The organism is Streptomyces sp. ISL-66, from assembly GCF_018614135.1.
Classification (GTDB): domain Bacteria; phylum Actinomycetota; class Actinomycetes; order Streptomycetales; family Streptomycetaceae; genus Streptomyces.
In genome coordinates this window covers 43,654-66,306 of the sequence record NZ_JAGGOW010000095.1, presented here as the reverse complement: position 1 = coordinate 66,306, position 22,653 = coordinate 43,654, and the positions used below count along the sequence as shown (strand labels likewise).

The 22,653-nt window shown below is 72.5% G+C and carries 19 protein-coding genes and 2 pseudogenes; 13 read left to right on the top strand and 8 right to left on the bottom strand.

The window, feature by feature from the left end; genetic code table 11:
• Window positions 1–96: 96 nt before the first annotated feature.
• The 3 genes and pseudogenes from J7E97_RS18790 to J7E97_RS35935 form a co-directional block, all read left to right on the top strand.
• Window positions 97–1,356, top strand: a complete 1,260-nt coding sequence (locus J7E97_RS18790) for an extracellular solute-binding protein (protein WP_215028506.1) — start codon at window positions 97–99, stop codon at window positions 1,354–1,356.
• Window positions 1,357–1,524: 168 nt separating this feature from the next.
• Window positions 1,525–2,244 (top strand): annotated as a pseudogene (locus tag J7E97_RS18785) (GNAT family N-acetyltransferase); the annotation flags it as partial.
• Window positions 2,233–2,541 (top strand): annotated as a pseudogene (locus J7E97_RS35935) (lysophospholipid acyltransferase family protein); the annotation flags it as partial. The pseudogenes J7E97_RS18785 and J7E97_RS35935, both read left to right, overlap by 12 nt.
• Before the next feature lie 221 nt (window positions 2,542–2,762).
• Here the strand turns inward: J7E97_RS35935 and egtD are convergent.
• From egtD to J7E97_RS18760, 4 genes are read right to left on the bottom strand one after another with little or no spacing between them, the layout of a single operon-like run.
• On the bottom strand, window positions 2,763–3,806 hold the full coding sequence (egtD, locus tag J7E97_RS18775) for an L-histidine N(alpha)-methyltransferase (RefSeq protein WP_215028504.1): 1,044 nt from the start codon (window positions 3,804–3,806) through the stop codon (window positions 2,763–2,765).
• A complete protein-coding gene (gene egtC, locus J7E97_RS18770) occupies window positions 3,803–4,591 on the bottom strand; it encodes an ergothioneine biosynthesis protein EgtC (protein WP_215028502.1) in 789 nt (262 codons plus the stop codon). Before egtC ends, egtD begins: the two co-directional genes overlap by 4 nt.
• Window positions 4,591–5,931 (bottom strand): ergothioneine biosynthesis protein EgtB, encoded by a 1,341-nt coding sequence (gene egtB, locus J7E97_RS18765; protein WP_215028500.1) that lies wholly within the window; start codon window positions 5,929–5,931, stop codon window positions 4,591–4,593. Before egtB ends, egtC begins: the two co-directional genes overlap by 1 nt.
• On the bottom strand, window positions 5,928–7,289 hold the full coding sequence (locus J7E97_RS18760) for a glutamate-cysteine ligase family protein (RefSeq protein ID WP_215028498.1): 1,362 nt from the start codon (window positions 7,287–7,289) through the stop codon (window positions 5,928–5,930). The genes egtB and J7E97_RS18760 overlap by 4 nt, the downstream gene beginning before the upstream one ends.
• A 109-nt stretch (window positions 7,290–7,398) precedes the next feature.
• On the opposite strand from J7E97_RS18760, the gene J7E97_RS18755 reads away from it, so the two are divergent.
• A complete protein-coding gene (locus J7E97_RS18755; RefSeq protein WP_215028497.1) occupies window positions 7,399–8,229 on the top strand; it encodes a TIGR02452 family protein in 831 nt (276 codons plus the stop codon).
• A 56-nt stretch (window positions 8,230–8,285) separates the two neighbouring features.
• Here the strand turns inward: J7E97_RS18755 and J7E97_RS18750 are convergent, their stop codons facing one another.
• The 3 genes from J7E97_RS18750 to J7E97_RS18740 form a co-directional block, all read right to left on the bottom strand.
• Window positions 8,286–8,756, bottom strand: coding sequence for a type II toxin-antitoxin system PemK/MazF family toxin (locus J7E97_RS18750; RefSeq protein ID WP_215028496.1), 471 nt, complete (start codon window positions 8,754–8,756; stop codon window positions 8,286–8,288).
• A 133-nt stretch (window positions 8,757–8,889) separates the two neighbouring features.
• Window positions 8,890–9,585: an alpha/beta fold hydrolase gene (locus J7E97_RS18745; RefSeq protein WP_215028495.1), complete on the bottom strand. Its 696-nt coding sequence runs from the start codon at window positions 9,583–9,585 to the stop codon at window positions 8,890–8,892.
• Between the two features lie 96 nt (window positions 9,586–9,681).
• On the bottom strand, window positions 9,682–10,926 hold the full coding sequence (locus J7E97_RS18740; protein WP_215028494.1) for an MFS transporter: 1,245 nt from the start codon (window positions 10,924–10,926) through the stop codon (window positions 9,682–9,684).
• Window positions 10,927–11,224: 298 nt separating this feature from the next.
• On the opposite strand from J7E97_RS18740, the gene J7E97_RS18735 reads away from it, so the two are divergent.
• The 8 genes from J7E97_RS18735 (at window position 11,225) to J7E97_RS18700 (ending at window position 19,387) form a co-directional block, all read left to right on the top strand.
• Complete coding sequence (locus tag J7E97_RS18735; protein WP_215028493.1) at window positions 11,225–12,265, top strand: LacI family DNA-binding transcriptional regulator; 1,041 nt, start codon at window positions 11,225–11,227, stop codon at window positions 12,263–12,265.
• 296 nt (window positions 12,266–12,561) lie between these two features.
• Window positions 12,562–13,761 carry a thiolase family protein gene (locus J7E97_RS18730; RefSeq protein WP_215028492.1) on the top strand — a complete coding sequence of 400 codons (1,200 nt, stop codon included), beginning with the start codon at window positions 12,562–12,564 and terminating at the stop codon, window positions 13,759–13,761.
• Window positions 13,762–13,940: 179 nt separating this feature from the next.
• Window positions 13,941–14,363, top strand: a complete 423-nt coding sequence (locus J7E97_RS18725; protein WP_215028491.1) for a co-chaperone YbbN — start codon at window positions 13,941–13,943, stop codon at window positions 14,361–14,363.
• Between the two features lie 40 nt (window positions 14,364–14,403).
• Entirely contained in the window at window positions 14,404–15,846 is a 1,443-nt protein-coding gene (locus J7E97_RS18720; RefSeq protein ID WP_215028489.1) for an NAD(P)/FAD-dependent oxidoreductase, read from the top strand.
• Between the two features lie 203 nt (window positions 15,847–16,049).
• Window positions 16,050–17,282, top strand: coding sequence for a nitrate/nitrite transporter (locus tag J7E97_RS18715; protein ID WP_215028488.1), 1,233 nt, complete (start codon window positions 16,050–16,052; stop codon window positions 17,280–17,282).
• 131 nt (window positions 17,283–17,413) lie between these two features.
• Window positions 17,414–17,848, top strand: coding sequence for a MauE/DoxX family redox-associated membrane protein (locus tag J7E97_RS18710; RefSeq protein ID WP_215028487.1), 435 nt, complete (start codon window positions 17,414–17,416; stop codon window positions 17,846–17,848).
• A gap of 128 nt (window positions 17,849–17,976) precedes the next feature.
• Window positions 17,977–18,375: a DUF4440 domain-containing protein gene (locus J7E97_RS18705; RefSeq protein ID WP_215028486.1), complete on the top strand. Its 399-nt coding sequence runs from the start codon at window positions 17,977–17,979 to the stop codon at window positions 18,373–18,375.
• 247 nt (window positions 18,376–18,622) lie between these two features.
• Window positions 18,623–19,387: a metallophosphoesterase gene (locus tag J7E97_RS18700; protein ID WP_215028485.1), complete on the top strand. Its 765-nt coding sequence runs from the start codon at window positions 18,623–18,625 to the stop codon at window positions 19,385–19,387.
• On the opposite strand, the gene J7E97_RS18695 is transcribed toward J7E97_RS18700, so the two are convergent.
• Complete coding sequence (locus tag J7E97_RS18695; RefSeq protein ID WP_215028484.1) at window positions 19,360–19,659, bottom strand: DUF2087 domain-containing protein; 300 nt, start codon at window positions 19,657–19,659, stop codon at window positions 19,360–19,362. The genes J7E97_RS18700 and J7E97_RS18695 overlap by 28 nt on opposite strands.
• 153 nt (window positions 19,660–19,812) lie before the next feature.
• On the opposite strand from J7E97_RS18695, the gene J7E97_RS18690 reads away from it, so the two are divergent.
• On the top strand, window positions 19,813–22,563 hold the full coding sequence (locus J7E97_RS18690; protein WP_215028483.1) for a penicillin acylase family protein: 2,751 nt from the start codon (window positions 19,813–19,815) through the stop codon (window positions 22,561–22,563).
• Window positions 22,564–22,653: the final 90 nt, after the last annotated feature.

Below are 22,653 nucleotides of genomic sequence, written 5' to 3'. Positions count from 1 at the left end.
TTTGCGTGAACGATCCCGAGCCGAACCCCTTGACCCACTCATTGGTCCATGCCAATTTCAAGCCATCGGAGATCCGTCCCCAGAAGGTGACTTTTCGTGAAGATGCGCTTCCTTGTCGTGTCCACCGCTCTCGCGGCCGCGGCCGCCCTCACCGGGTGCAGTCTGGCCGGATCGGCGGGAGATCCGCAGAAGGTGACGCTCTGGCTGATGAAGGGAAGCGCGTCGGAGGATTTCATCGCCCAGTTCACCAGCTCTTTCGAGAAGGAACACCCGGGGGTCGACCTCGACGTCAGGATCCAGGAGTGGACGGGCATCGGGGACAAGATCAACGCCGTGCTGGCGGGCAAGAGCAAGGAGGAAGCCGACGTCATCGAGGTCGGCAACACCCAGGTCGCCCAGTACGTGGAGGGCGGCGGAGTTTCCGAACTCACGCTGGAGGCGCTGCGCGAGTGGGACGGCAAGGACTGGCTCAAGGGCCTCGCGGACCCCGGTAGCGTCAACGGTGCCCAGTTCGGCGTCCCTTGGTACGCCGCCAACCGTGTGGTGATCTACAACAAGGACCTCTTCGCGAACGCCGGGATCAAGGCGCCGATCAAAACGCGCCAGGAGTGGATCCAGGCGACGCAGAAGCTCGACAAGGGCAGCCAGCAGGGCATCTACCTCGCCGGGCAGAACTGGTACGTGCTCTCCGGCTTCGTCTGGGACGAGGGCGGCGAGCTCGCCCTCGAGACGAGCGGCCAGTGGCTCGGCACCCTCGACGACGAGAAGGCGCTGGCCGGCATGGAGTTCTACAAGCAGCTCCAAGGCCTCGGCGAAGGGCCCAAGGGCGCCGACGAGGAGACGCCTCCGCAGTCCGAGGTCTTCGCCCGGGGCGGCGTCGCGCAGATCATCGCCACGCCCGGCCAGGCGGCCGCCATAGAGGCCGCCAACCCGGCGCTCAAGGGCAAGCTCGGCTTCTTCCCGATCCCCGGCAAGAGCGCCGACAAACCGGGAGCGGTCTTCACCGGTGGCTCGGACCTGATCATCCCGGCGAAGACGGGGCAGCGGAAGCACGCCGTCGACGTGATCACGGCGCTGGTCAGCGAGAAGTGGCAGACCGAGCTGGCCCGCACGATGAGCTACGTGCCCAACAAGACCACCCTCGCCCACGTGGTCGAGGGCAACGAGGGCGCCACCGCGATGGCCGCGGGCGCCGCCCAGGGCCGCGCCACCCCCAAATCGGCCCGCTGGGCCGAGGTCGAGGCCAAGAACCCGATCAAGCCGTTCATGACGGCGGTCCTCACCGGGCAGGACCCCAAGGCGGCCGCGAAGACGGCCTCCGACACCATCAGCAAGGTCCTCAGCTCCGACCGCTGAATGCTGCTCGGCGGGCACCCGGGAGGCCGGCGGCCCGCCGAGTTCAGCGTTCGCACATCCGCGGGCCGTGATGCGGTCATGTCGAATCCAGCCCTGCACGGAAGAAGTGGAGAAGCACAGGCCACACACCTGCCGGCCTGGCTCTCCGTGCCCGGATCAGGAGCCGCCATGACCATCGCCCCCCTGTCCCCGCCCGTCCTTCCCCTCACCGAGACCCCGCCGGCCGCGCCCCGCTACGCCGTCCGCCTCGCCCGCGACGAGGACGAGGTGCGCGCCGCCCAGCAGCTGCGCCACCAGGTCTTCGCCGACGAGCTCGGCGCCCGTCTGGACGGACCCGAGCCGGGCCTGGACTCCGACGCCTTCGACGCGTACTGCGACCACCTCGTCGTCATCGACGAGGAGACCGAGCAGGTCGTCGGCACCTACCGGCTGCTGCCCCCGGAGCGCGCCGCCGTCGCCGGACGCCTGTACTCCGAGGGTGAGTTCGACCTCTCCGCCCTCGCCCCCATCCGGTCCGACCTGGTGGAGGTCGGCCGCTCCTGCGTACACCCCGACCACCGCAACGGCGCCGTCATCGCCCTCGTCTGGGCCGGCCTCGCCCGCTACATGGAGCGGTCCGGGCACGACTGGCTGGCAGGCTGCTGCTCGATACCGCTCTCTGACGGCGGGGTCCTCGCCGCCGCCACCCGCGAGAACGTCCTCACCCGCAGCCTCGCCCCCGCCGCGTACCGGGTGACCCCGCGCCTCCCCTGAAACCCGCAGGGCATCACCTTCCCCGGCCGCATGGAACTGCCCCCGCTGCTGCGCGGCTACCTCCGCCTCGGCGCCTGGGTCTGCGGCGAGCCCGCCCTCGACGCCGAGTTCGGCTGCGCCGACCTGTACGTCATCTCCTGGCTCGACATCGCCCTCGTCGCCGCCGTCATGCCCTCCCGGATGCTCGCCAAGAGCGACATCCGGACCTGGCCCGTGCTCGGACCGCTCTCCCGGCTGGCCGGGACCCTGTTCATCGAACGCGACCGGATCCGCGCCCTGCCCGGCACCGTCGCGACCATCGCGCACGCCCTGCTCGCGGGCGACCGCGTCACCGTCTACCCCGAGGGCTCCACCTGGTGCGGGCGGGCCCAAGGACCCTTCCGCCGCGCGGCGTTCCAGGCCGCGCTCGACGCGCGGGTGCCCGTACAGCCCGTACGCATCTCCTACCTGCTCGACGGCGAGGGACCGGCCGAGGGACGGGCCGGGGGACCGGCCGGGAAGACGGCCGGGGCGCCCGCCTTCGTCGGGGACGATCCGCTGACCGCCTCGCTGTGGCGGATCGCACGGGCCCGCGGCGTACGGGCCGAGGTGTGGCTGCTGCCGCGGATCCCGCCGGGCCGGTACGCGCACCGGCGGGACCTCGCGGCCGCGGCTCAGGCCGCCGTGGGCGGTGTGCCGGAGCCCTCGGTGCGCCCCGTGCTCCCGGGCGTGCCCGCCCAGCCGTCCGTGCCGATGCCGTCGGCCACCGACAGGGACAGGGCGAAGCGGCCCGCAGCGTCCGTCCACCAGTGGGTCAACTCAAGCCCGGCCGAAGCCAGTTCTTCCCGAATGCCCTCCTGACGGAACTTCGCCGAGACCTCCGTCAAGATCTCCTCACCCTCCTCGAACGACACCTCCAGATCCAGCGCCCGGATCTTCACCAACGCCTGCTTCCGGGCCCGCAGCCGCATCTCGATCCACTCGTGCTCCCGGTTCCACACCGCCACGTGCGTGAAGTCGGCGGTGTGGAAGTCCGCCCCCAACTCCCGGTCGATGACGGTCAGTACGTTCTTGTTGAACTCCGCCGTCACCCCTTGCGCGTCGTCGTACGCCGACACGAGCACGGCCTCTTCCTTCACCAGGTCCGTCCCCATCAGCAGCGCGTCCCCCGGCGACAGCATCGCCCGTACGTCCGCCAGGAACACGGCGCGCTCCGGCGGCAGCAGGTTCCCGATCGTGCCGCCCAGGAACACCACGAGCCTCGGCCCGGGCGCCTCGGGCAACTGCATCGGCTTCGTGAAATCGGCCAGCAGCGCGTGCACCCGTAGCCCCGGATGGGCCGCGAGCAACGCCTCGGCCGCCCCGGTCAGCGCGCTCTCGCTCACGTCCACCGGTACGTAGGTGTCCAGCGCGGGCATGGCCTCGATCAGGTGCCGGGTCTTCTCCGAGGAACCGGAACCCAGCTCGACCAGGGTGCGCGCGCCGCTCACCGAGGCGATCTCCTGCGCCCGCTCCAGGAGGATCTCCCGCTCGGCGCGCGTCGGATAGTACTCGGGCAACCGGGTGATCTCCTCGAAGAGTTCGCTGCCCCGCGCGTCGTAGAACCACTTGGGCGGCAGCGTCTTCGGGGTGCGGGTCAGCCCGTTCCCCACATCCGTGCGCAGCGCCGAGTCGGCGGCGTGTTCGTCGAGCGTGCGGGTCACTTGGAAGTCGTTCACGGGCCTTCGTCTCCTTGGTGCGGGGCGCCTGCGTGCTTCTCCCTCAGGGAGACGAGGACGACCCGCGTGCGGGTGGCGGTCAGCAGGGTCCGGTCGGGTACTTCGCACCAGCGCTGGTCGTTGTCGTAGGGCTCCGAGGCCACGACCATGCGCCGGGCTTCCGGGTCGGCCAGGTACCAGAGGGAATCCCCCCAGGCGGTCGCAGCGATCGTCCGGCCGTCGGTCAGCAACAGGTTCAGGCTGGAGCTGGGCGAAGCCTCGGCCAGCTCCCGGACCGGCGCGGCGAGCGCCGCACCGAGGTCGTGCCCCTCGCGCAGCCGGTGCAGGACCAGCGCCCAGATCAGCGCCGAGTCCGTGGAGGCGGCCAGGGAGAGCAGTTCCCGGGGCGACAGCGTGGCGGCGAGCGCGGTGGCCGCGTCGGGCCAGTCCCGGACCGCGCCGTTGTGGCTGAACAGCCACGGCCCCTCCGCGAACGGTGCGGCCGCCGCTTCCCCGTCCGCCCCGGCGCGCGTGGCATCGCGTACGGCGGCCAGTACGGCCCGGCTGCGGACCACGCGTGCGAGATCGGTGAAGGAGCGGTCGCCCCATATCGGCCCGGTCCGCCGGTAGCGGGCCGGCACCGGATCGCCCTGCGCGTACCAGCCGACGCCGAAGCCGTCGGAGTTGATCGTGCCGTGGCGCTGGTGACGGGGCTCCCAGGACTGGCGCACGAGCGAGTGCTCGGGCTCGCTCAGCAGCCGTCCGAGTGTCACCGTCGGTCCCAGATAGGCGAGGTGACGGCACATCAGGCACCGCCCGCCGTCCGGGTGTCTCCCGCTGCCTGCGCGTCACGTGCGGTCCGGAACCCCGAGAAGATCTGCCGGCGCACCGGCAGGTCCCAGTTCCGGAAGGTGCCCCGGCAGGCGACCTGGTCCACGGCGAAGGAGCCGCCGCGCAGCACCTTGTGCTCCGGGCCGAAGAACACCTCCGAGTACTCCCGGTAGGGGAACGCGCGGAAGCCGGGGTAGGGCAGGAAGTCGGAGGAGGTCCACTCCCAGACGTCGCCCATCAGCTGGCGCACCCCGAGCGGAGAGGCCCCCGCCGGATAGGCGCCCGCGCGGGCCGGCCGCAGGTGGCGCTGGCCGAGGTTGGCGTGCACCGGGGTGGGGTCCGCGTCGCCCCACGGATAGCGGGTGGAGCGGCCGGTCACCGGATCGTGGCGGGCGGCCTTCTCCCACTCCGCCTCGGTGGGCAGCCTGCGCCCGGCCCAGCGGGCGTACGCGTCGGCCTCGTACCAGCTGACGTGCAGCACCGGCTCGTCACCGGGCACCGGCTCGGTGACGCCGAAGCGGCGGCGCAGCCAGGTACCGTCCTCGCGGTGCCAGAACAGCGGTGCCTCGATGCCGTGCCGGCGGATCTGCTCCCAGCCGTCCGCCGCCCACCAGCGCTCCTCGCGGTAGCCGCCGTCCGCCATGAAGACCTGGTACGCGGCGCTGGTCACCGGCACCGTGTCGATCCAGAACGCCTCCACCTCGCGGACGTGCGCCGGGCGCTCGTTGTCCAGCGACCACGGCTCGGCGGAGGTGCCCATCGTGAACGGCCCCGCCGGTACGAGGACTTCGGCCGAGGAGGGTGGCGGCCCTTGCGGCGGGTCCGGGTCGGGAGCCGCCAGCACCGGAGCGCCCCGGCGGAGCTGATGGGTGATCAGCATCGTCTCGTCGTGCTGCTGTTCGTGCTGCGCGATCATGCCGAAGACGTACCCGCCGTCCAGCAGGGCGGTGCCCTCCAGCGGCGTGCGCTCCAGGAGGTCGAGCACGCGCCCGCGCACCTCGGCCGCGTAGCGGCGGGCCTCGTCCGGGCTCAGCAGCGGCAACTTCGGGCGTTCCGACCGGGGATGCTCGAACGCATCGTAGAGCGGGTCTATCTCGGGGTGCATGGACTCGCGTCCCGCCACGTTGCGCAGCAGCCAGAGCTCCTCCATGTTCCCGATGTGGGCGAGGTCCCAGACCAGCGGGGACATCAGGGGGGAGTGCTGGGCGGTCAGGTCCCCGTCGGTGACGGCGTCGGTGAGGCCGGCCGTGCGGACCCGCGCGGCGGCCAGCGCGGCGGCGGCCCGCTCGCGCATCGGTTCCGGTCCGGTGGTCATGAGCGTGCCCCCTCGCCGGTCGGCCGCGACCGCGGACCCGGCTCCCGCGCGGGCGGGTCGTCGGCCGGGCAGCGGCCGCGCGACACGTAGCGGTCGGTGAACTCGGCCACCGCGCCCTGGATGCGGGCGTCGGCGCCCAGTCGGGGCAGTGCCTCGGTCGCCGCCCGGAAGCACGCCCGGGCGGCGGCCCGCAGCTCCGGGTCGGACAGGCCCTGGCGCGCGGCGGTCCGCCACAGCGGATTGCGGGGCGCGGGCCGCGTCCCGTAGGAGTCGGCCAGCCCCTTCACCACCCGGTACGCGGTCTCCGCGGCCTCCGGGTCGTCGAACAGCGCGTGCACGACGGCCACCGGGACCAGCCAGCCGTCGTCGCCGGGCTGCGCGTCGATCATGCGCAGCTCCAGATGACCGCGGGGCCGGACCGGCGGGAAGAGCGTGGTCAGGTGGTAGTCCAGGTCGTCGGCGGTGGGCGGGCGCGGGCCGCTCCCGGGGTGTGAGCCGCGTCCCGGGCGCGCACCGGCTCCGGGACGCCGTCCGCCGCCGGAGCGCGGTCCGCCGCCGGACCGCACCCAGTCGCGGAAGGTCAGCCCGCGCGGCACCACCCAGGGCACGCCTTCCCCGTCCGCTCGTACGCACAGCACCTCGGTGTCCAGCGCCTGCCGGGTCCACGCGCCGCGCGGCTCCGCGTCCAGCGGCGGGGCGAGGGAGCGGCGCGTGTCGAGGTCGCTCCAGACCCCCTGACGGGCAGAGCGCCAGCCCGCGTACGGGCCTTCGCGCTCGGGGGAGTTGGCGAAGGCGGCGACCAGCACGGCGCCGAGGAGGTGCGCGAGGCGCCAGCGGCGACCGTGCCCGAGCGGGCCGGGCTCCTCGTGGCCGGCGTCCACGCACACCTGCACGGACGCGGAGGCGCACATCATGGCGCGCCCGGCCGGGCCGGTGCGGTCGAAGTAGGTCTCCATCGCCTCGTAGCGGGGACTGGCCAGCATCCGGCGGTACGGGCGCCGCGTGTCCTGGCCCAGGCCTCGCAGCACCAGGCCCTGATCGCGCAGAGCGCCCCGTACGGCGGCCAGATCGGCCTGGAGGCCGTCCACGCACGCGGTGAGGGAGGCGGCGGGGGTCGAGCTCAGCTCCAGCTGGCCGCCCGGCTCGACGGTGATCCGGGAGCCCAGGGGCAGTGCCCGGGCCGCGTCGTGGGCTGCGGCCAGCCGCTCGTGGGACACGGGATGGTCGGGGCGCTCCGCGTCGAACACCAGCCATTCGAGCTCGGCGCCGAGCAGGCGGGGCGGACCGGTCTTGAAACAGATGCCGTGGATCAGGTCCTCGGCGGCGGATTCGGTCAGGTCGGGTGGGTCTTGGGGCATGACGGGGCCCTCGTCTCGCGTCTGCGGCTGTGACATCACCCGTGCCTACCCGTCCCCTCGGGGCACAAATCCCTTGCTGCCGCTCGTGTGGAGCGTCGAAGATCACAGCATGAGCAGCAGGTTGCGCGAGATCGCGCGGGAGAATGCGGAGATCGTGGCGGCCGGTGGATACCGGACGCGGTCGGGACGGCAGGTGGCGCTGGCCGCCGCCGTGGCGGAGGCCAAGGCAGGAACCAGAATATATGGACCGGATCGGGTCATTCCAGGCGAACCGGTCCGGGTGGCGGCCGACGGGACCGTCGTGGAGGTCACGGGCGAGAGCAGCACGGTCGCGGCCCGCAGGCTCGCGGCGGACCACCCGGGGACGGTCTCGGTGGCCGTCCTGAACTTCGCTTCGGCCCGCAATCCCGGGGGCGGGTACGTCCGCGGGGCCAAGGCGCAGGAGGAGGCCCTCTGTCGCGCCTCGGCCCTGTACGAGACCCTCCTGGAAGCCCCGGAGTACTACGAGGTCCACCGCGCCGAGGTCAGCACCTTCTACACCGACCGGGTGATTCACTCACCCGGGGTCCCCGTCTTCCGCGACGACCGCGGAGAACTGCTGGAGACCGCCTTCCGGGCGGGCTTCCTCACCTCCCCGGCCCCGAACGCGGGCACGATCCGTCGCCAGGAGCCGGAGCGCGTGCCCGAGATCCCCGGGGCCCTGGTGCGCCGGGCGGAGCTGGTGCTGGAGGTGGCGGCGCTGCACGGGTACCGGGACCTGGTGCTGGGGGCCTGGGGGTGCGGTGTCTTCCAGAACGACCCGTCCCAGGTGGCGGAGGCCTTCCGGGGGCTGCTCGCCGGGCGGTTCGCAGGAGTGTTCGAGCGGGTCGTGTTCGGGGTGCTGGACCGCAAGCCGCAGACGCGCGAGGCGTTCGAGGAGGTGCTGGCGGGGCTCATGTGATCCCCAGCCGTACCGGGCCCCGCGGCCGCGCCCGGTACGGCCGACCACACGGCCGGCTACCGCCAGCCGTACCGCACGCGCAGCCGGTCCACCACCAGTTGGAACCGAGTCCGGTCCAGAGCACAGGCCTCGCGCCGCATGCCGTCCTCGTGTACGCGCAGCACCCGGTCCACGTCCACCCAGGACTCCCGACCGGCACCGTCCCAGGGCCCGGTCCCGATGGGGACCCATTCCCCGTCGTGGTCGTGCCGCTTGCTGGACAGCTGCACGGCCAGGAGCGTGCCGCCCCCTTCCCGCGCCACGACCAGCACCGGGCGGTCCTTCCCACGCCCGTCGTTCTCCTCGAACGGAACCCAGGTCCAGACGATCTCGCCCGGGTCCGGGTCGCCGTCCTTGTCGGGAGCGTACGAGGTCTGCACCGGCCCGATCGCACGCGGATCGGCCTCGACGGTCGCGGTGACCCCGTCCCGCCCGGGCTGCTCGAGGTGACCGTCGCCATTGCTGCTGTGGTGGGAAATTGCCGTCATCCGGGTGAGGCTACTGCGTCCGGGCGGGGCGGCGGCGGAGATACGCGCGGTGGGGTGGGTGTGGGCGTGGATGGGTTCCCCGGTCCGGCGGGTGCGGCGGACCGCTCGCTCCGGGTCGCTCCCCCTCCGCCCCCTAGATCCAGCCCTCCAGGGACGCCATGAATCCGTCGAAGTCGTCCCGGTGGATGGTGTGTCCGGCGCCCGCCACCGAGCGGACCTCGAAGCCGCGCTCCTTGAGGACCGCCGCGCGCTCTTGCGAGATCAGGAAGCTCGGGTCGGCCAGTTGCACGAGCGAGGGGACCGCAGGAGCGGCCGGCAGCAGGTCGGCGCCCGTCAGCGGGCCCAGGCTGAGTGCGGTCGTCTCGTCCCAGACGGCCAGGGTCTCCAGCTCGATGTCCACGTCGGCCTCTTCCCAGCGCGGGTTCATCGCCTGGATCTGCTCCTTGGGCGCGGCCTTGAACCGCGCGAACCTTTCGGGGTCGAAGCCCGGTTCGGGTGCGGCCAGGTGCCATGCGGGGTCGGAGAACACGGCCCGCTTCGGCCTCAGGCGGTCGACGGAGAGCGAGAGGGTGAGGCCGCCGAGGGAGTGGCCGATGGCGAGCTCCGCACCGGCCGGGAGGGACTCCACCACGTCGTCGGCGAAGATCGCCGGGCTGTACTCGCCCCGGTCGCTCGCACCGTGGCCGCGCAGGTCTACGGCGATGGCGCGGTACCCACGGTCGGCGAGGGCCGGACCGACCCGGCGCCAGGTCCGGTGGTCGGCCATGATTCCGTGGATCAGGAGGGCGATGCGCTCGCCTTCGCCCCATGTGTGGGTGTGGAGCTGCACGATGGTGCCTTTCGTTGTCAGTCGTCAGTCGTCAGTCGTCAGTCGTCGGTCATCGGTGTCGGCCGGCGATCGCCGATCGTCGATCGCCGGGCCTGGTTAGCGGACGCCGCGGATCGGCTTGACGGCCAGGGCGCCGGCCACCGCCAGTACGGCGGCGACGATGAAGAGGGCCGTGTAGCCGCCGCTGAGGGAGACGATCACCGAGGCGATGAACGGAGCGACGATCTGGGGGCCGGCGTTGGCGATGTTGAGCACGCCCATGTCGCGCGCCGCGTCCTCCGCCTTCGGGAGCACCATCGTCACCAGGGCGGTGTCCACGGCCATGTAGCAGCCGAAGGCGAGGCCGTTGATCACCGAGAAGGCCAGCATGGCCGTCCAGCCGTCCGACAGGGCCGGGATGACGAGCGCGATGGCGGAAAGGAGCGCCGAGGCGCCGACGAAGAGCTTGCGGCGGTCGTACTTGTCGGAGAGCCAGCCGCCGAGGACGGTGGAGACGACCATCGCCACGCTGGTCAGCGGCATCATGATGGCGACTGCCGACTCCGGCTTCAGGCCGGCGGGCAGGACGGTGTGGTCCTGGAGGATGTACAGCTGGTAGCCGCTCACCGCGAAGTAGCCGAGGACGAGCAGGGCCCGGCCGATGAACGCCCAGCGGAAGTCGTGGTCCTTGAGCGCGCTCGTGAAGGCGGCGAGCTGCGCCTTGACCGGCATCGGGGCCCGCGCGGGCAGCCGCTGTTCGCGGGTGCGGCTGGTGAACAGGACCGCGGCGCCGGCGACGAGCGCGCCGAAGACGAGGTAGCCGGTGCGGTAGTCGTCCGAGAAGGCCGCGCCGATCAGGGCGCCGACGGTGGAGCCGAACGGCAGGCCGAGGCCGACGGCCGCCGACGCCTTGCCGCGGGCGCTCATCGGGACCCGGTCGGGGATCACGGAGGTGAGGGCGGCCTGGTAGACGTTCATCACGGCCTGGCCGAGGCACCAGGCGATGGTGATCAGCAGGATCGTGTCCGCGGCGCCGAGCAGGAACATCGCCGGTATCGCGGCGAGTCCACCGCCCAGGATCCAGGGGTTGCGGCGTCCGCTGCGGTCGGACAGGGCGCCCGCGACCGGGTTGAAGACCGTCGCGAAGATCGCCGAGACCCCTGCGATCAGGCCGAAGTTGGCGACTTTGTCCGCCGGGTCGATGTGTTCGACCTGGAGCGCGAGCAGTACGCCGGCGACGCCGATGTACAGGGCGTACATCGCGCTGTTGCCGACCAGCAGCAAGGGGAGCAGTCCGCGTCCGGGCGCGGACTTGGCGGGGGCGGCGTCGTTGTCGGTGGTGCCGGGGGAGGAAAGGGCCACGGTGCCCTCCTGGGCGGTTTCCGAGGGGCGGGGATGCGGGGGAGGAGCGCGGGAGGCGGGACGGGGGGAGTGCGCGCCGCCCTGTCACGGCGGCGGGGGTGCGACGGAACGTGACAGGGCGACGGCACGGCGGGGCACGAACTCGGCACGCGGGTGAAACACCGGTGGAAGGCATCCCTGTTGAGCCGGATGACGTCTCGGTTACACGTGTCAGTGAATCGTGTAAGCACTGTGTAGCATTCGATTCCGGCCATCCGCTAGCCCCCGTGCACAACCGTTCTGGAAAGATGCGACGGCAATGTCTCAGTCACCGAAGCCGCCGAAGCCCCCCGAGTCGCCGTCGCCGGCCGTGCCGACCAGCACGGACGTGGCCCGCCTCGCCGGGGTGTCGCGCGCGACCGTCTCGTACGTCCTGAACAACGCGGAAGCCGTGCGCATCAGCGAGCCGACCCGCCGCAAGGTGCGCGAGGCCGCCGAGGAGCTGGGCTACGTACCGCACGCGGCGGCGCGCAGCCTGCGCGCCGGGCACACGCGCATCGTGCTGCTGCCCACCTCCCACGTGCCGATCGGCCCGCTCTACAGCACCTTCCTCAACGAGTTGCAGTGGGCGCTGCGCCGCCTCGACTACACGGTGGTCCAGTACGGCAGTCTCGGCCTGACCGGGGACGAGGCGGCGCGCGCCTGGGCGGAGCTGAGGCCGGTCGCCGTGATTTCCCTCGGCGAGATCACGCTCTCCGAGCACAACGTCGCCACGCTCAAGCGGGCGGGTGCGCGCGCGGTGATAACGATGGGCCCGGACGGCGTCCCGGGGGCGCACGCACTGGTCATGGACCAGGCGGAGGTCGGCGTGCGGGCGGCGGCGCACCTGGTGGACCGGGGCCGGCGCCGGATCGGGGTCGTCGTCCCGCAGGAGGAGGGGCTGGAACTCTTCTCCGCGCCCCGGCTGGAGGGCGCGCGGTCCGTCGCGCGGTCCGTGGAGGGTGTCGAGGTCCTGCCCCTGCCCATGGCGTACGCGGAGGAGTCGGCGGCGGCGCTGGCGGGCCGGTGGACCGGGCTCGGGCTGGACGCGGTGTTCGCGTACAACGACGAGTACGCGATGCTGCTGATGCGGGCGTTCCAGGACGCGGGGCTGCGGGTCCCGCAGGACGTGGCCGTCATCGGCGCGGACGACCTGCTGCTCGGCCGGCTGCTGCGGCCGAGGCTGAGCACGGTCCACATCGAGATGCCTACGGGCGAGCGGCTGGCGGGTCTGGTGGACCAGGCGGTCCGGGAGCCGTCGGCGGTCGTCCGCAGGCACGACCTGATGGCGGCGGTGGCGGTCGCCCGCGACTCGACGTAGCCGGCCCGCCCCCTGCCTCCGTTGCCCGCTCCCGGGCGGCGCCCGGAGAACGCGGAACCCCGCACGACGGGAGCGCGGAGGCGCAGGGCGGCAGGGGCAAGCCCCGCGCGGCGCCGTACCCGGCGGGCGGGCGCGAGCGGTGCGCCGGGGATCGCCGCAGGCGGGGAGCCGTTGACACGTGGGGAGCGGCGGACGGAGACTGCGGGCGCGCCCCACAGGGCGCAGGCGGAGCGCGCGCCGTGCCGAACCGCGGCGCGGGCCAGGGCGCCGCCACCCGGCCGCCCAGGAGGGACTCCATGAGCATCCGTACCGTCCGCGACGTCTACGTCGTCGACGCCGTCCGCACCCCGATCGGCAAGTTCGGCGGCGCGCTCGCCAGCGTCCGCCCCGACGACCTCGCCGCTCACGTGGTGCGTGCCCTCGTGGACCGTACGCCCGCGCTCGACCCGGCCCGTATCGACGACGTCGTCTTCGGCGACGCCAACGGCGCGGGCGAGGACAACCGAGACGTGGCGCGCATGGCGGTGCTGCTCGCCGGGCTGCCCGTGACCGTGCCCGGGGTGACCGTCAACCGGCTCTGCGGGTCCGGCCTCGAAGCCGTCGTCCAGGCGGCACGCGCCATCGCGCTGGGTGACGCCTGCGTCGCCATCGCGGGCGGGGTCGAGTCGATGTCCCGCGCCCCGTGGGTGGTGCAGAAGCCGGAGCGGGCCTTCCCGGCCGGGCACCAGCAGATGTGGTCCACCACCCTCGGCTGGCGGATGACCAACCCGCGGATGCCGGCGGAGTGGACCGGTTCCCTCGGTGAGGGCGCCGAGCTCGTCGCCGACAAGCACGGGATCACCCGCGAGGCGCAGGACGCCTTCGCGCTGGAGAGCCACCGCAAGGCGGCGGCCGCCTGGGCCGCGGGGCAGTACGACGCCGAGGTCGTGCCGTACCCCGGTGTGGAGCTCGCACGGGACGAGTGCATCCGGGAGGGCTCCACGCCCGAGGCGCTGGCGCGGCTCAAGCCGGCCTTCCGCGGCGACGGTACGGGGACGGTGACCGCCGGGAACGCGTCGCCGCTCAACGACGGCGCCGCAGCACTGCTGTTGACCGACGAGGAGGGTCTCGCCGCCACCGGACGGGAGCCGCTGGCGCGGATCAGCGCGTCCGCGGTCACCGGGATCGAGCCCCAACTCTTCGGCCTGGGGCCGGTGGAGGCCGTGGAGCGCGCGCTCGCCAAGGCGGGCCGCGGATTCGCGGATCTGACCGCCTTCGAGCTCAACGAGGCTTTCGCGGCCCAGGCGTTGGGCTGCCTCGCGACATGGCCGGACCTGGACCCGGCACTCGTCAACCCGCGCGGTGGCGCCATCGCCATCGGCCACCCGCTCGGCGCCTCGGGCGCCCGACTGGCGGGCTCGGTGGCCCACCAGCTCGCGGCGGCCGGCTCCGGCACCGGCGTGGCCTCCCTCTGCATCGGTGTGGGTCAGGGCATCGCTCTCGTTCTGGAGCGCTGATCCGAGGAGGGAGCGGCCCCGCACCCGCTCGGCGGTGTCGCGATCAGTGCCGGAATCGGTCGTGTCGCATCTTTCGCGCGGCGGAGCGGTTGAGATCGTCGAGCGCGCCAGGAATGCTTCGCGCGGGCCGTTCGTTCAGGGAATGAAAGCGATGCAGCAATCAGGAGGTCTGGAGAACCGTGGCTACTGTCGAACTCACCAAGGAGAACTTCGATCAGACGGTGAGCGAAAACCCGTTCGTCCTGATCGACTTCTGGGCGGGCTGGTGCCGCCCCTGCCTGCAGTTCGCCCCGGTCTACGAGAAGGCCGCCGAGGCCAACCCCGACCTGGTCTTCGCCAAGGTGGACACCGAGGCGCAGCAGGAGCTGGCCGGAGCCTTCCAGATCAGCTCGATCCCGACCCTGATGATCGTCCGTGACCAGGTGGCGATCTTCTCCCAGCCCGGCGCCCTGCCGGAGGCCGCGCTGACGGACCTCATCGCGCAGGCCCGCGCCCTGGACATGGACGACGTGCGCGCCAAGATCGCCGCGGAGAAGAGCGGCGCGACGGACGGCGCCACGGGCGGCTCCGGCGCCGGAGAGTCCGGCACGCCGGACGCCTGAGTGCGTGACGGGCCCTCTCCCCGCGGTGAGACTGGCCCGTATGACTGAAGCAGTGGAGTACGACGTAGTGGTGCTCGGCGGGGGACCGGCCGGCGAGAACATCGTCGACCGGACCCGCGCCGCGGGGCTCAGTACGGCCCTGGTCGAGAGCGAGCTGGTGGGCGGCGAGTGCTCGTACTGGGCCTGCGTGCCCAGCAAGGCCCTGCTGCGGCCGGCGCTGGCCCGCGCCGACGCGCGCCGGGTGCCCGGTCTCGGGGCGGCCGCGGCCGGCCCGCTGGACGCGGAGGCGGTGTTCGCGCACCGGGACTACTGGACCGGCAGCTGGAAGGACGACGGCCAGGTCGACTGGCTGGAGTCGATCGGCGCCGATGTGTACCGCGGCCACGGGCGGCTCTACGGCATCCGGAAGGTCGCCGTGACCAGTCCCGAAGGGGAGCACAACGTCCTCTCCGCCCGGCACGCCGTGGTCGTCGCGACCGGCACCCGGGCCGTGATCCCCGACGTGCCCGGCCTCGCGGAGGCCCGCCCCTGGACCAGCCGCGAGGCGACGTCCGCGCAGGCGGCTCCGGGCCGGCTGCTGATCGTCGGCGGTTCGGTCGTGGCCGCCGAGATGGCCACCGCCTGGCAGGCGCTCGGCTCCCAAGTGACCGTGCTCGTACGGGGGTCCGGGCTGCTGCCCCGCATGGAGCCGTTCGCCGGCGAACTGGTGGCGCAGGCGCTGCGCGAGGCCGGCGCGGTGGTCCGTACCGGGGTGGCCGTGGAGTCCGTCGTGCGGGATGGTTCGACCGGTCCCGTGACCGTGGTGCTCGAAGGCGGCGAGGCCCTGGAGGCCGACGAGCTGCTGATGGCGACCGGCCGGGCGCCGCGCACCGAGGACATCGGACTGGACACCGTCGGCCTCGCGTCGGGCGGGTGGATCGCGGTGGACGACAGCTGCCGGGTCCCCGGGATCGACTGGCTGTACGCCGTCGGCGACGTCAACCACCGTGCGCTCCTCACCCACCAGGGCAAGTACCAGGCCCGGATCGCGGGGGCCGTCATCGCCGCCCGCGCAGGCGGCAACGCGGACGGCAACACGCCGCTCGACACCGGCCGTTGGGGCCGGCACGCGGCGACCGCCGATACGGAGGCGCTCCCGCAGGCCGTCTTCACCGACCCCGAGGCCGCGTCGGTGGGCCTGACCCTCGCGGAGGCGGAGCGGGCCGGGCACCGCGTCCGCGCCGTCGACTACGACCTGGGCAAGGTCTCCGGCGCCGGCCTGTACGCCGACGGCTACCGGGGCCGGGCCCGCATGGTGGTCGACCTGGACCGCGAGATCCTCCTCGGCGTCACCTTCGTCGGCCCGGGCGCGGCCGAGCTCCTGCACGCGGCGACGATCGCGGTCGCGGCGCAGGTCCCGGTCGACCGCCTGTGGCACGCGGTCCCGGCGTTCCCGACGATCAGCGAGATCTGGCTCAGGCTGCTGGAGACGTACAGGGGGTAACCACCGTGCCGCCCCCGAGCACGACTCGGGGCATCCGGGGCTCGTGGGGGCCGGTGCCGGTGCCAGTCTCCGCGGGCCGTGCCGTGATCCGCGTGCCGTGATCCGTGGGCCGTGATCCGTGGCTCGTGGCCCGTTCGGCCCAGTCCCGCCCGTTCGGCTCAGTCCTGCGCGACCGGCCGGTCCGTGGCGTCTTGACTGACGGGATGGACGCCACGTCGACATCGCGGCCCTCGGGCGCCGCGTACCGCAATCTGGTCCTCGCGACGCTCGGGTTCACGCTCACCTTCTGGGCGTGGGACCTGGTCGCGCCGCTGGCCGGTGACTACGGGGACCGGCTCCGCCTCTCCTCGTTCCAGCAGTCGCTGCTCGTCGCGGTGCCGGTGCTGGTCGGGTCGCTGGGACGGATCCCGGTGGGTGCGCTCACCGACCGCTACGGGGCGAGGCTGATGTTCCCCGTGGTGTCCGCGCTCACCATCGTGCCCGTGCTGCTGCTGATCCCCGCACGCGACAGCTACGGCCTGACGCTCGTGGTCGGCTTCTTGCTGGGCCTGGGCGGCACGACGTTCGCGATCGGGATCCCCCTGGTCAACTCCTGGTTCCCGCCCGACCGGCGCGGCTTCGCCCTGGGCGTCTTCGGGATGGGCATGGGCGGTGTCGCGCTGTCCGGGTACGTCACACCGCGCATCGCCGCACACGATCCCGACCTGCCCTTCCTCGTGGTGGCACTGGCGCTCGCCGGGTACGCCGTCCTGGCGGCCGTGCTGCTCAGGGACCGACCCGACCGGCCCGTGCCGACGGCATCGATCGCCTCGCGACTTCGCGGCGCGGGGCGACTGCGGGTGACGGGGGAGCTGGCCGCGCTGTACGCGATCGGGTTCGGAGGGATCGTCGCGTTCGGGGTGTACCTGCCGACGTACCTGAAGACCTGGTACGGGCTCTCGGCCACCGACGCCGGGACCAAGGCGGCGGGCTTCGCCCTGGTCACGGTGGTCTTCCGGCCGGTCGGCGGCTGGCTGTCGGACTGGATCCACCCCGCACAGGTAACGGCCGGGGCTCTGGGCCTGGTGGCTCTCCTCGCGATCGTGCAGGCCTTCGACCCGGCGATGAACCCCGTCGGCACGCTCGCCCTGCTGGTGATGGCGGCCGGACTCGGGACGGCCAGCGGCAGCGTCTTCGCGCTGGTGTCGCAGGTGACGCCGCAGCCTCAGGTGGGCAGCGTGACGGGCATCGTCGGAGCGATGGGCGGCCTCGGCGGCTTCGTGCCCCCGCTGGTGATGGGTGCGATCTACAGCGCGAAGGACTCGTACTCGATCGGCTTCATGCTGCTGTCGGACCTCGCACTCGCCGGATGCGTGTACGCGTACGGGCGGATGCGCGCCGTGCGGCCCGCCTCCACCGATCAGGACCTGAGCGGGACGGCGGCCTTGGTCCGGTGAGCGAGGAAGTACACGCAGGACTACTTCAGGAGCGGAGCACCCCCTCGCCTTCAGCTTCGGATCGGCTCCCGTTTGACATGCATCGAAGGGGTGGCAGGGTGGTACGTGGGGTCACTGTTGGGAGGATCCGCATGGCATCCGCTTCGGCATGGTGTTCCACGGCCCGGCAACTTCCGCTCAGGCTCACGGCCGGCACGTTCTTCCTGAGCTCCGGCATCTCGAAACTCGGCGCGGACGAGGCCACGGCGCAGGGGTTGCACCAGTTCGCCACCATGACCTACCCGTTCCTGGGCAAGCAGGACGCCCGCAGGTTCGTCCGGCTGCTCGCTGCCGGAGAGCTCGCCATCGCCGCCGCACTGCTCGTGCCGGTCGTGCCCGCCGCCGTCGCCGGGGCCGCGCTGACCGCGTTCTCCGTCGGCACCCTCGGGCTCTACCTGCGCACGCCGGGGATGCGGCAGGAAGGCGGCCTGCGCCCGACCGAGCAGGGGATCGCGCTGGCCAAGGACGTGTGGCTGCTGGGCATGGGCGTCTCCCTCATCGCCGAGGGCGCGCACGACCACCGGTGACGCGCGCCACGCACACGGCGGCGTTGGCCCTCCCGGCCTGCGGCTGCGCTACGAGGCCGGGTCGGCGCTTGAGTGGGAGCGCCGCGCCCGCGCGGCCGGCAACGAGGCGGTGCTGTTACGGTCGCGCCATGTCCAGGACCGAAATAGACGTGCTGACCGCCGAGTTCTTCGGCGCCTTCGACAACCGGGGCGGAAAGACGGCCGACGTGGGCAGGATCCGGCGGTTGATGCTTCCGGGCGGGGTGATCGTCAAGTCCGGTACGGAGTTCGCCGTTTACACCGTCGAGGAGTTCATCGCGCCCCGTGAGCGGCTGCTGGCCGAGGGGCGCCTGGTGGAGTTCTCGGAGTGGGAGACCTCGGAACGGACCGAGATCGTGGGCGACATCGCGTCCCGGTTCGGCGAGTACGGCAAGTCCGGGATCCTCGACGGGGAGCCGTTCGAGGGGGGCGGGACCAAATCCATCCAGTTCGTGCGCACCCCGGACGGCTGGCGGATCGCGGCGCTCTCCTGGTACGACCGACCCTGACCGCAGGAGACGAGACGGGGCGGGCCGCGCCGGGCTGCCGGGCGTCCGTCGAAGCGACCGCCCGAAGGCCCCCGGGACGCCATCGGATACGTTGGTCCTCGCGGCGGCTGTCGGCGACGGCCCTGAGGCGGGACGGGACGGCCACAGGACGAGCACGGGGACGGGCTCGGGGGCCGGGGCAGGTGGCGCGCCGCGCGGATCGTACCGACGATCCGGCCCTCCCCGACGGACAGAAGGAGCCACCGGCGTGATCGTGATCGCCCACCTGAGCGATGTCCACTTCGACGGCGGCGACCGGGCCGCCGAACGCACCCGCGCCGTCATGGAGTACCTGGAGGGGCTTCCGTACGCGCTCGACGCGGTTGTGGTCAGCGGTGACATCACCGATCACGCGACCGGCGCGCAGTACGAGGAGGCGCGCAAGGCCCTGATCTCCCGCCACCCCCTGGTCGTCTGTCCCGGAAACCACGACGACCGCGCCGGCTTCCGGCGCGGTCTGCTGGGAGAGGGACGGCCGTCCGCGGCCCCGGTCGACCAGGTGCTGCGCGGTGAGGGCTTCGTGCTCGCGGTGTGTGATTCCTCCGTGCCCGGTGAACACCACGGTTACCTGGAGGACTCGACGCTGGCGTGGCTGGACGGGGTGCTCACGGACACCCCGCGCGAGGTACCCGTACTGGTCGCCTTCCACCACCCGCCCGTGCCGCTGCACATCCCGTACGTGGACGAGATCCGGCAGTTCGGCGAGGAGCGGCTGGCGGCGCTCGCCGAGCGGCACCCGCACCTGACGGCGTTCCTGTGCGGGCACGCGCACACCGGTGCGGCGACCATCTTCGCGGGGCGGCCGCTGCTGGTGGCGCCGGGGGTCGTGTCCACGACCCGTCTCCCGTGGGAGGCAGTGTCCGGGGAGAACGAGTACGTCCACTTCGACGAGCCGCCGGCCGTCGCCTTCCACGTCATCGGTGACGACGGCCGACTGACGACCCACTACCGGGTGGTCGTGACCCGCCGGTAGCCGGACCCGTCGCGGGTGCGGGTGAGGTGCCCGGCGATGACCAGGTACCGGCGCAGCGCCGCGCAGTCCTCGTGGACGGTGAGCAGCAACTCGTTGACCTCGGGCTCCGTGTAGTCGCGGTCCACCGAGAACAGCGTCTCGGTGAGGTGGACGAGCAACTGCTCGCGCCGGTCCGTCTTGCGCGGGATGGCCGCGAGCCGGCCGGCGGCGGTGAAGAGATCGGCGACGCCTCGTTGTGAGCGCGTACGGGGTTCTGTGCTGCTCTGTGACATACCACCGAGCTTTACCCGTCCCGGCGCCCGGGGCAACGGAATTTCCGCCGCCCGAAACCGGCTCAAGAAGTGACGGTCGTTCATCTTACTGAGTGGTAGCACCTGCCAGTACCCTCCCCGTGACCGGTTCCTGCCCCCCACGGAGGAGCACGTATGCGACGCCCCACCACTCGTACGCGAACTGCCGTCGCCACCGCACTCATCGCCCTCGGCGCGGCCCTGCTGACCCCGGCCGCGGCCGCCGCCGGAGCGGATGTGCCCGTGCCGCTGCCCATCGCCGACCACTGCGGCCGGCAGTGCGCCGACATCCTGCCGCCCGGACAGAGCGGCAACGCCACCCTCGCGCAGATCCTGGCGCACAAGGCGTTCGGCACCATGCCCGCCCACGCCTCCGACCAACTGGCCCGCTACGACTCGCTGGTGGCCGGATATCCGGCGCTCACCGACGCGAAGGTCAACGACTTCTTCAACGACGCCTCCTTCGGCGTCCCCGGCGACCAGGTGGAGTCCACCACCAGCCCCCGCTCCGACGTCACCATCACACGCGACAAGAAGAGCGGCGTCCCCCACATCAAGGGGACCACCCGCTACGGGACTTCATTCGGCGCGGGATACGCCGCGGCGCAGGACCGGCTCTGGCAGATGGACCTCTTCCGTCACGTCGGCCGCGGCGACCTCACCCCCTTCGCGGGCGGGGCCCTCGCCAACCAGGGCCTGGAGCAGCAGTTCTGGCCCCAGGCCCCGTACACCGAGGCGGACTTACAGGCCCAGGTGGACCGGATCCGGACCACCGAGGGCGAGCGCGGGCGGATCGCTATGGAGGACTCGCAGGCCTACGTCGACGGCATCAACGCCTACCGCGTCCAGTCCAAGAACGGCCGCTACTTCCCCGGCGAGTACGTGCTGACCGGCCACATCGACTCCGTCACCAACGCCGGTGAGATCCAGCCCTTCAAGCTCACCGACCTGATCGCCCTCGCCTCCGTCGTCGGCGGCCTGTTCGGCGGCGGCGGAGGCGGCGAGGTGCAGGCCGCGCTCTCCCTGCTGTCCGCGCAGCAGAAGTACGGCATCGAGGAGGGCACCCGCGTCTGGGAGTCCTTCCGTGAGCGCGAGGACCCGGAAGCCGTGCTGACCGTGCACGACGGCTCGAGCTTCCCGTACGCCCAGAAGCCGGCCGTAGCGCAGGGCAGGGCCCTGCCCGACGCCGGCTCGGTCAGCGCCGAACCTCTCGTGTACGACCGTACGGGCTCGGCCGCGACCGCCGCGGCGGCCGATCCGCCGAGGCCGATGAAGCAGAGCATGTCCAACGCGCTGCTCGTCTCCGGAGCGAAGACCGCGAGCGGCCACCCGGTCGCCGTGTTCGGCCCGCAGACCGGCTACCTCGCCCCTCAATTCCTCGTGCTCCAGGAGCTCCAGGGCCCCGGCATCAGCGCGCGCGGCGCCTCCTTCGCCGGCGTCAGCATGTACGTCCAGCTCGGCCGCGGCCAGGACTACGCCTGGAGCGCCACCTCCGCGGGCCAGGACATCACCGACACCTTCGCCGTCGAACTGTGCGAGCCGGGCGGCGGCGCCCCCACCAAGGCGAGCACCTCCTACCTCTACCGCGGCACCTGCACGCCCATGGAGAAGCTGGAGCACACCAACGCCTGGAAGTCCTCCGTCGCCGACTCCACTCCCGACGGCTCGTACCGCATGCAGGTGTGGCGCACCCACTACGGCATCGTCACCCACCGGGCAGCCGTCGCCGGCAAGCCCGTCGCCTACACCGCGCTGCGCTCCACCTACCGCCACGAGGCCGACTCGATCATCGGCTTCCAGATGCTGAACGACCCCTCCTACGTGAAGGACGCCCGCACCTTCCAGGAGGCTGCCCAGCACATCGGCTACGCCTTCAACTGGTTCTACGCCGACTCGCGCGAAGCGGCGTACTACAACAGCGGATCCAACCCGGTCCGCGCGGCCGGCGTCGACGCGGGGCTGCCCGTCCAGGGCAAGCAGCAGTACGAGTGGCAGGGCTTCGACCCGGCCGCCAACACCGCCGCCTACACCCCGCCCGCCGAGCATCCGCAGTCCATCGGGCAGGACTATTACATCAGTTGGAACAACAAGCAGGCCAAGGACTACAGCTCGGCCGGCTTCGGGATGGGCTCCGTCCACCGCGGCGACCTCCTCGACCAGCGTGTCAAACCGCTCGTCGCGGCGGGCGGCGTGACCCGGGCCAAGCTCACCCAGGCCATGGCGGACGCGGCCGTCACCGACCTGCGTGCCGAGAACCTGCTGCCCGAACTGCTCGCCGTACTGCGCAGCCAGCCGGTCACCGATCCGGCCGTCAGCGCCGCGATCGACAAGCTCGCGGCCTGGCAGGCGGCGGGCACCGAACGCAAGGAGACCGCGCAGGGGTCGAAGGCGTACGCACACGCCGACGCCATCCGGATCATGGACGCCTGGTGGCCGCTGCTCGTCGAGGCGGAGTTCAAGCCCGGGCTCGGGGTGCCGCTCTACGACGCCCTGCGTGCCTCGCTGAGCGTCGACGAGGCGCCCAACGCGGGCCACGGGCCCACCGGTTCACACGCCGGCTCGGCCTTCCAGTACGGCTGGTGGAGCTACGCGGACAAGGACCTGCGTATGGTGCTGGGCCGCCCGGTGTCGGGCCCGCTGGCCCGGGCGTACTGCGGGGGCGGATCGCTCCCGGCGTGCCGCGACGCCGTGACCGCCACGCTCAAGCAGGCGGCCGCGGCCACCCCGGCGGCCGTGTATCCGGCGGACGGCACCTGCGCCGCCGGCAACCAGTGGTGCGCGGACGCGATCGTGCAGCGTCCGGTGGGCGGCCTCGCCCATCCGCAGATCAACTGGCAGAACCGGCCCACCTATCAGCAGGTGGTGGAGTTCCCGGCCCACCGCTGAGACCCGCGCACCGTCAATGAGCGGGCCCGCTGGCCCCGGAGCGGTCTCCGGGGCCGGCGGGCCTCTTCGCGGGCGGTGGGGGACCGCCTC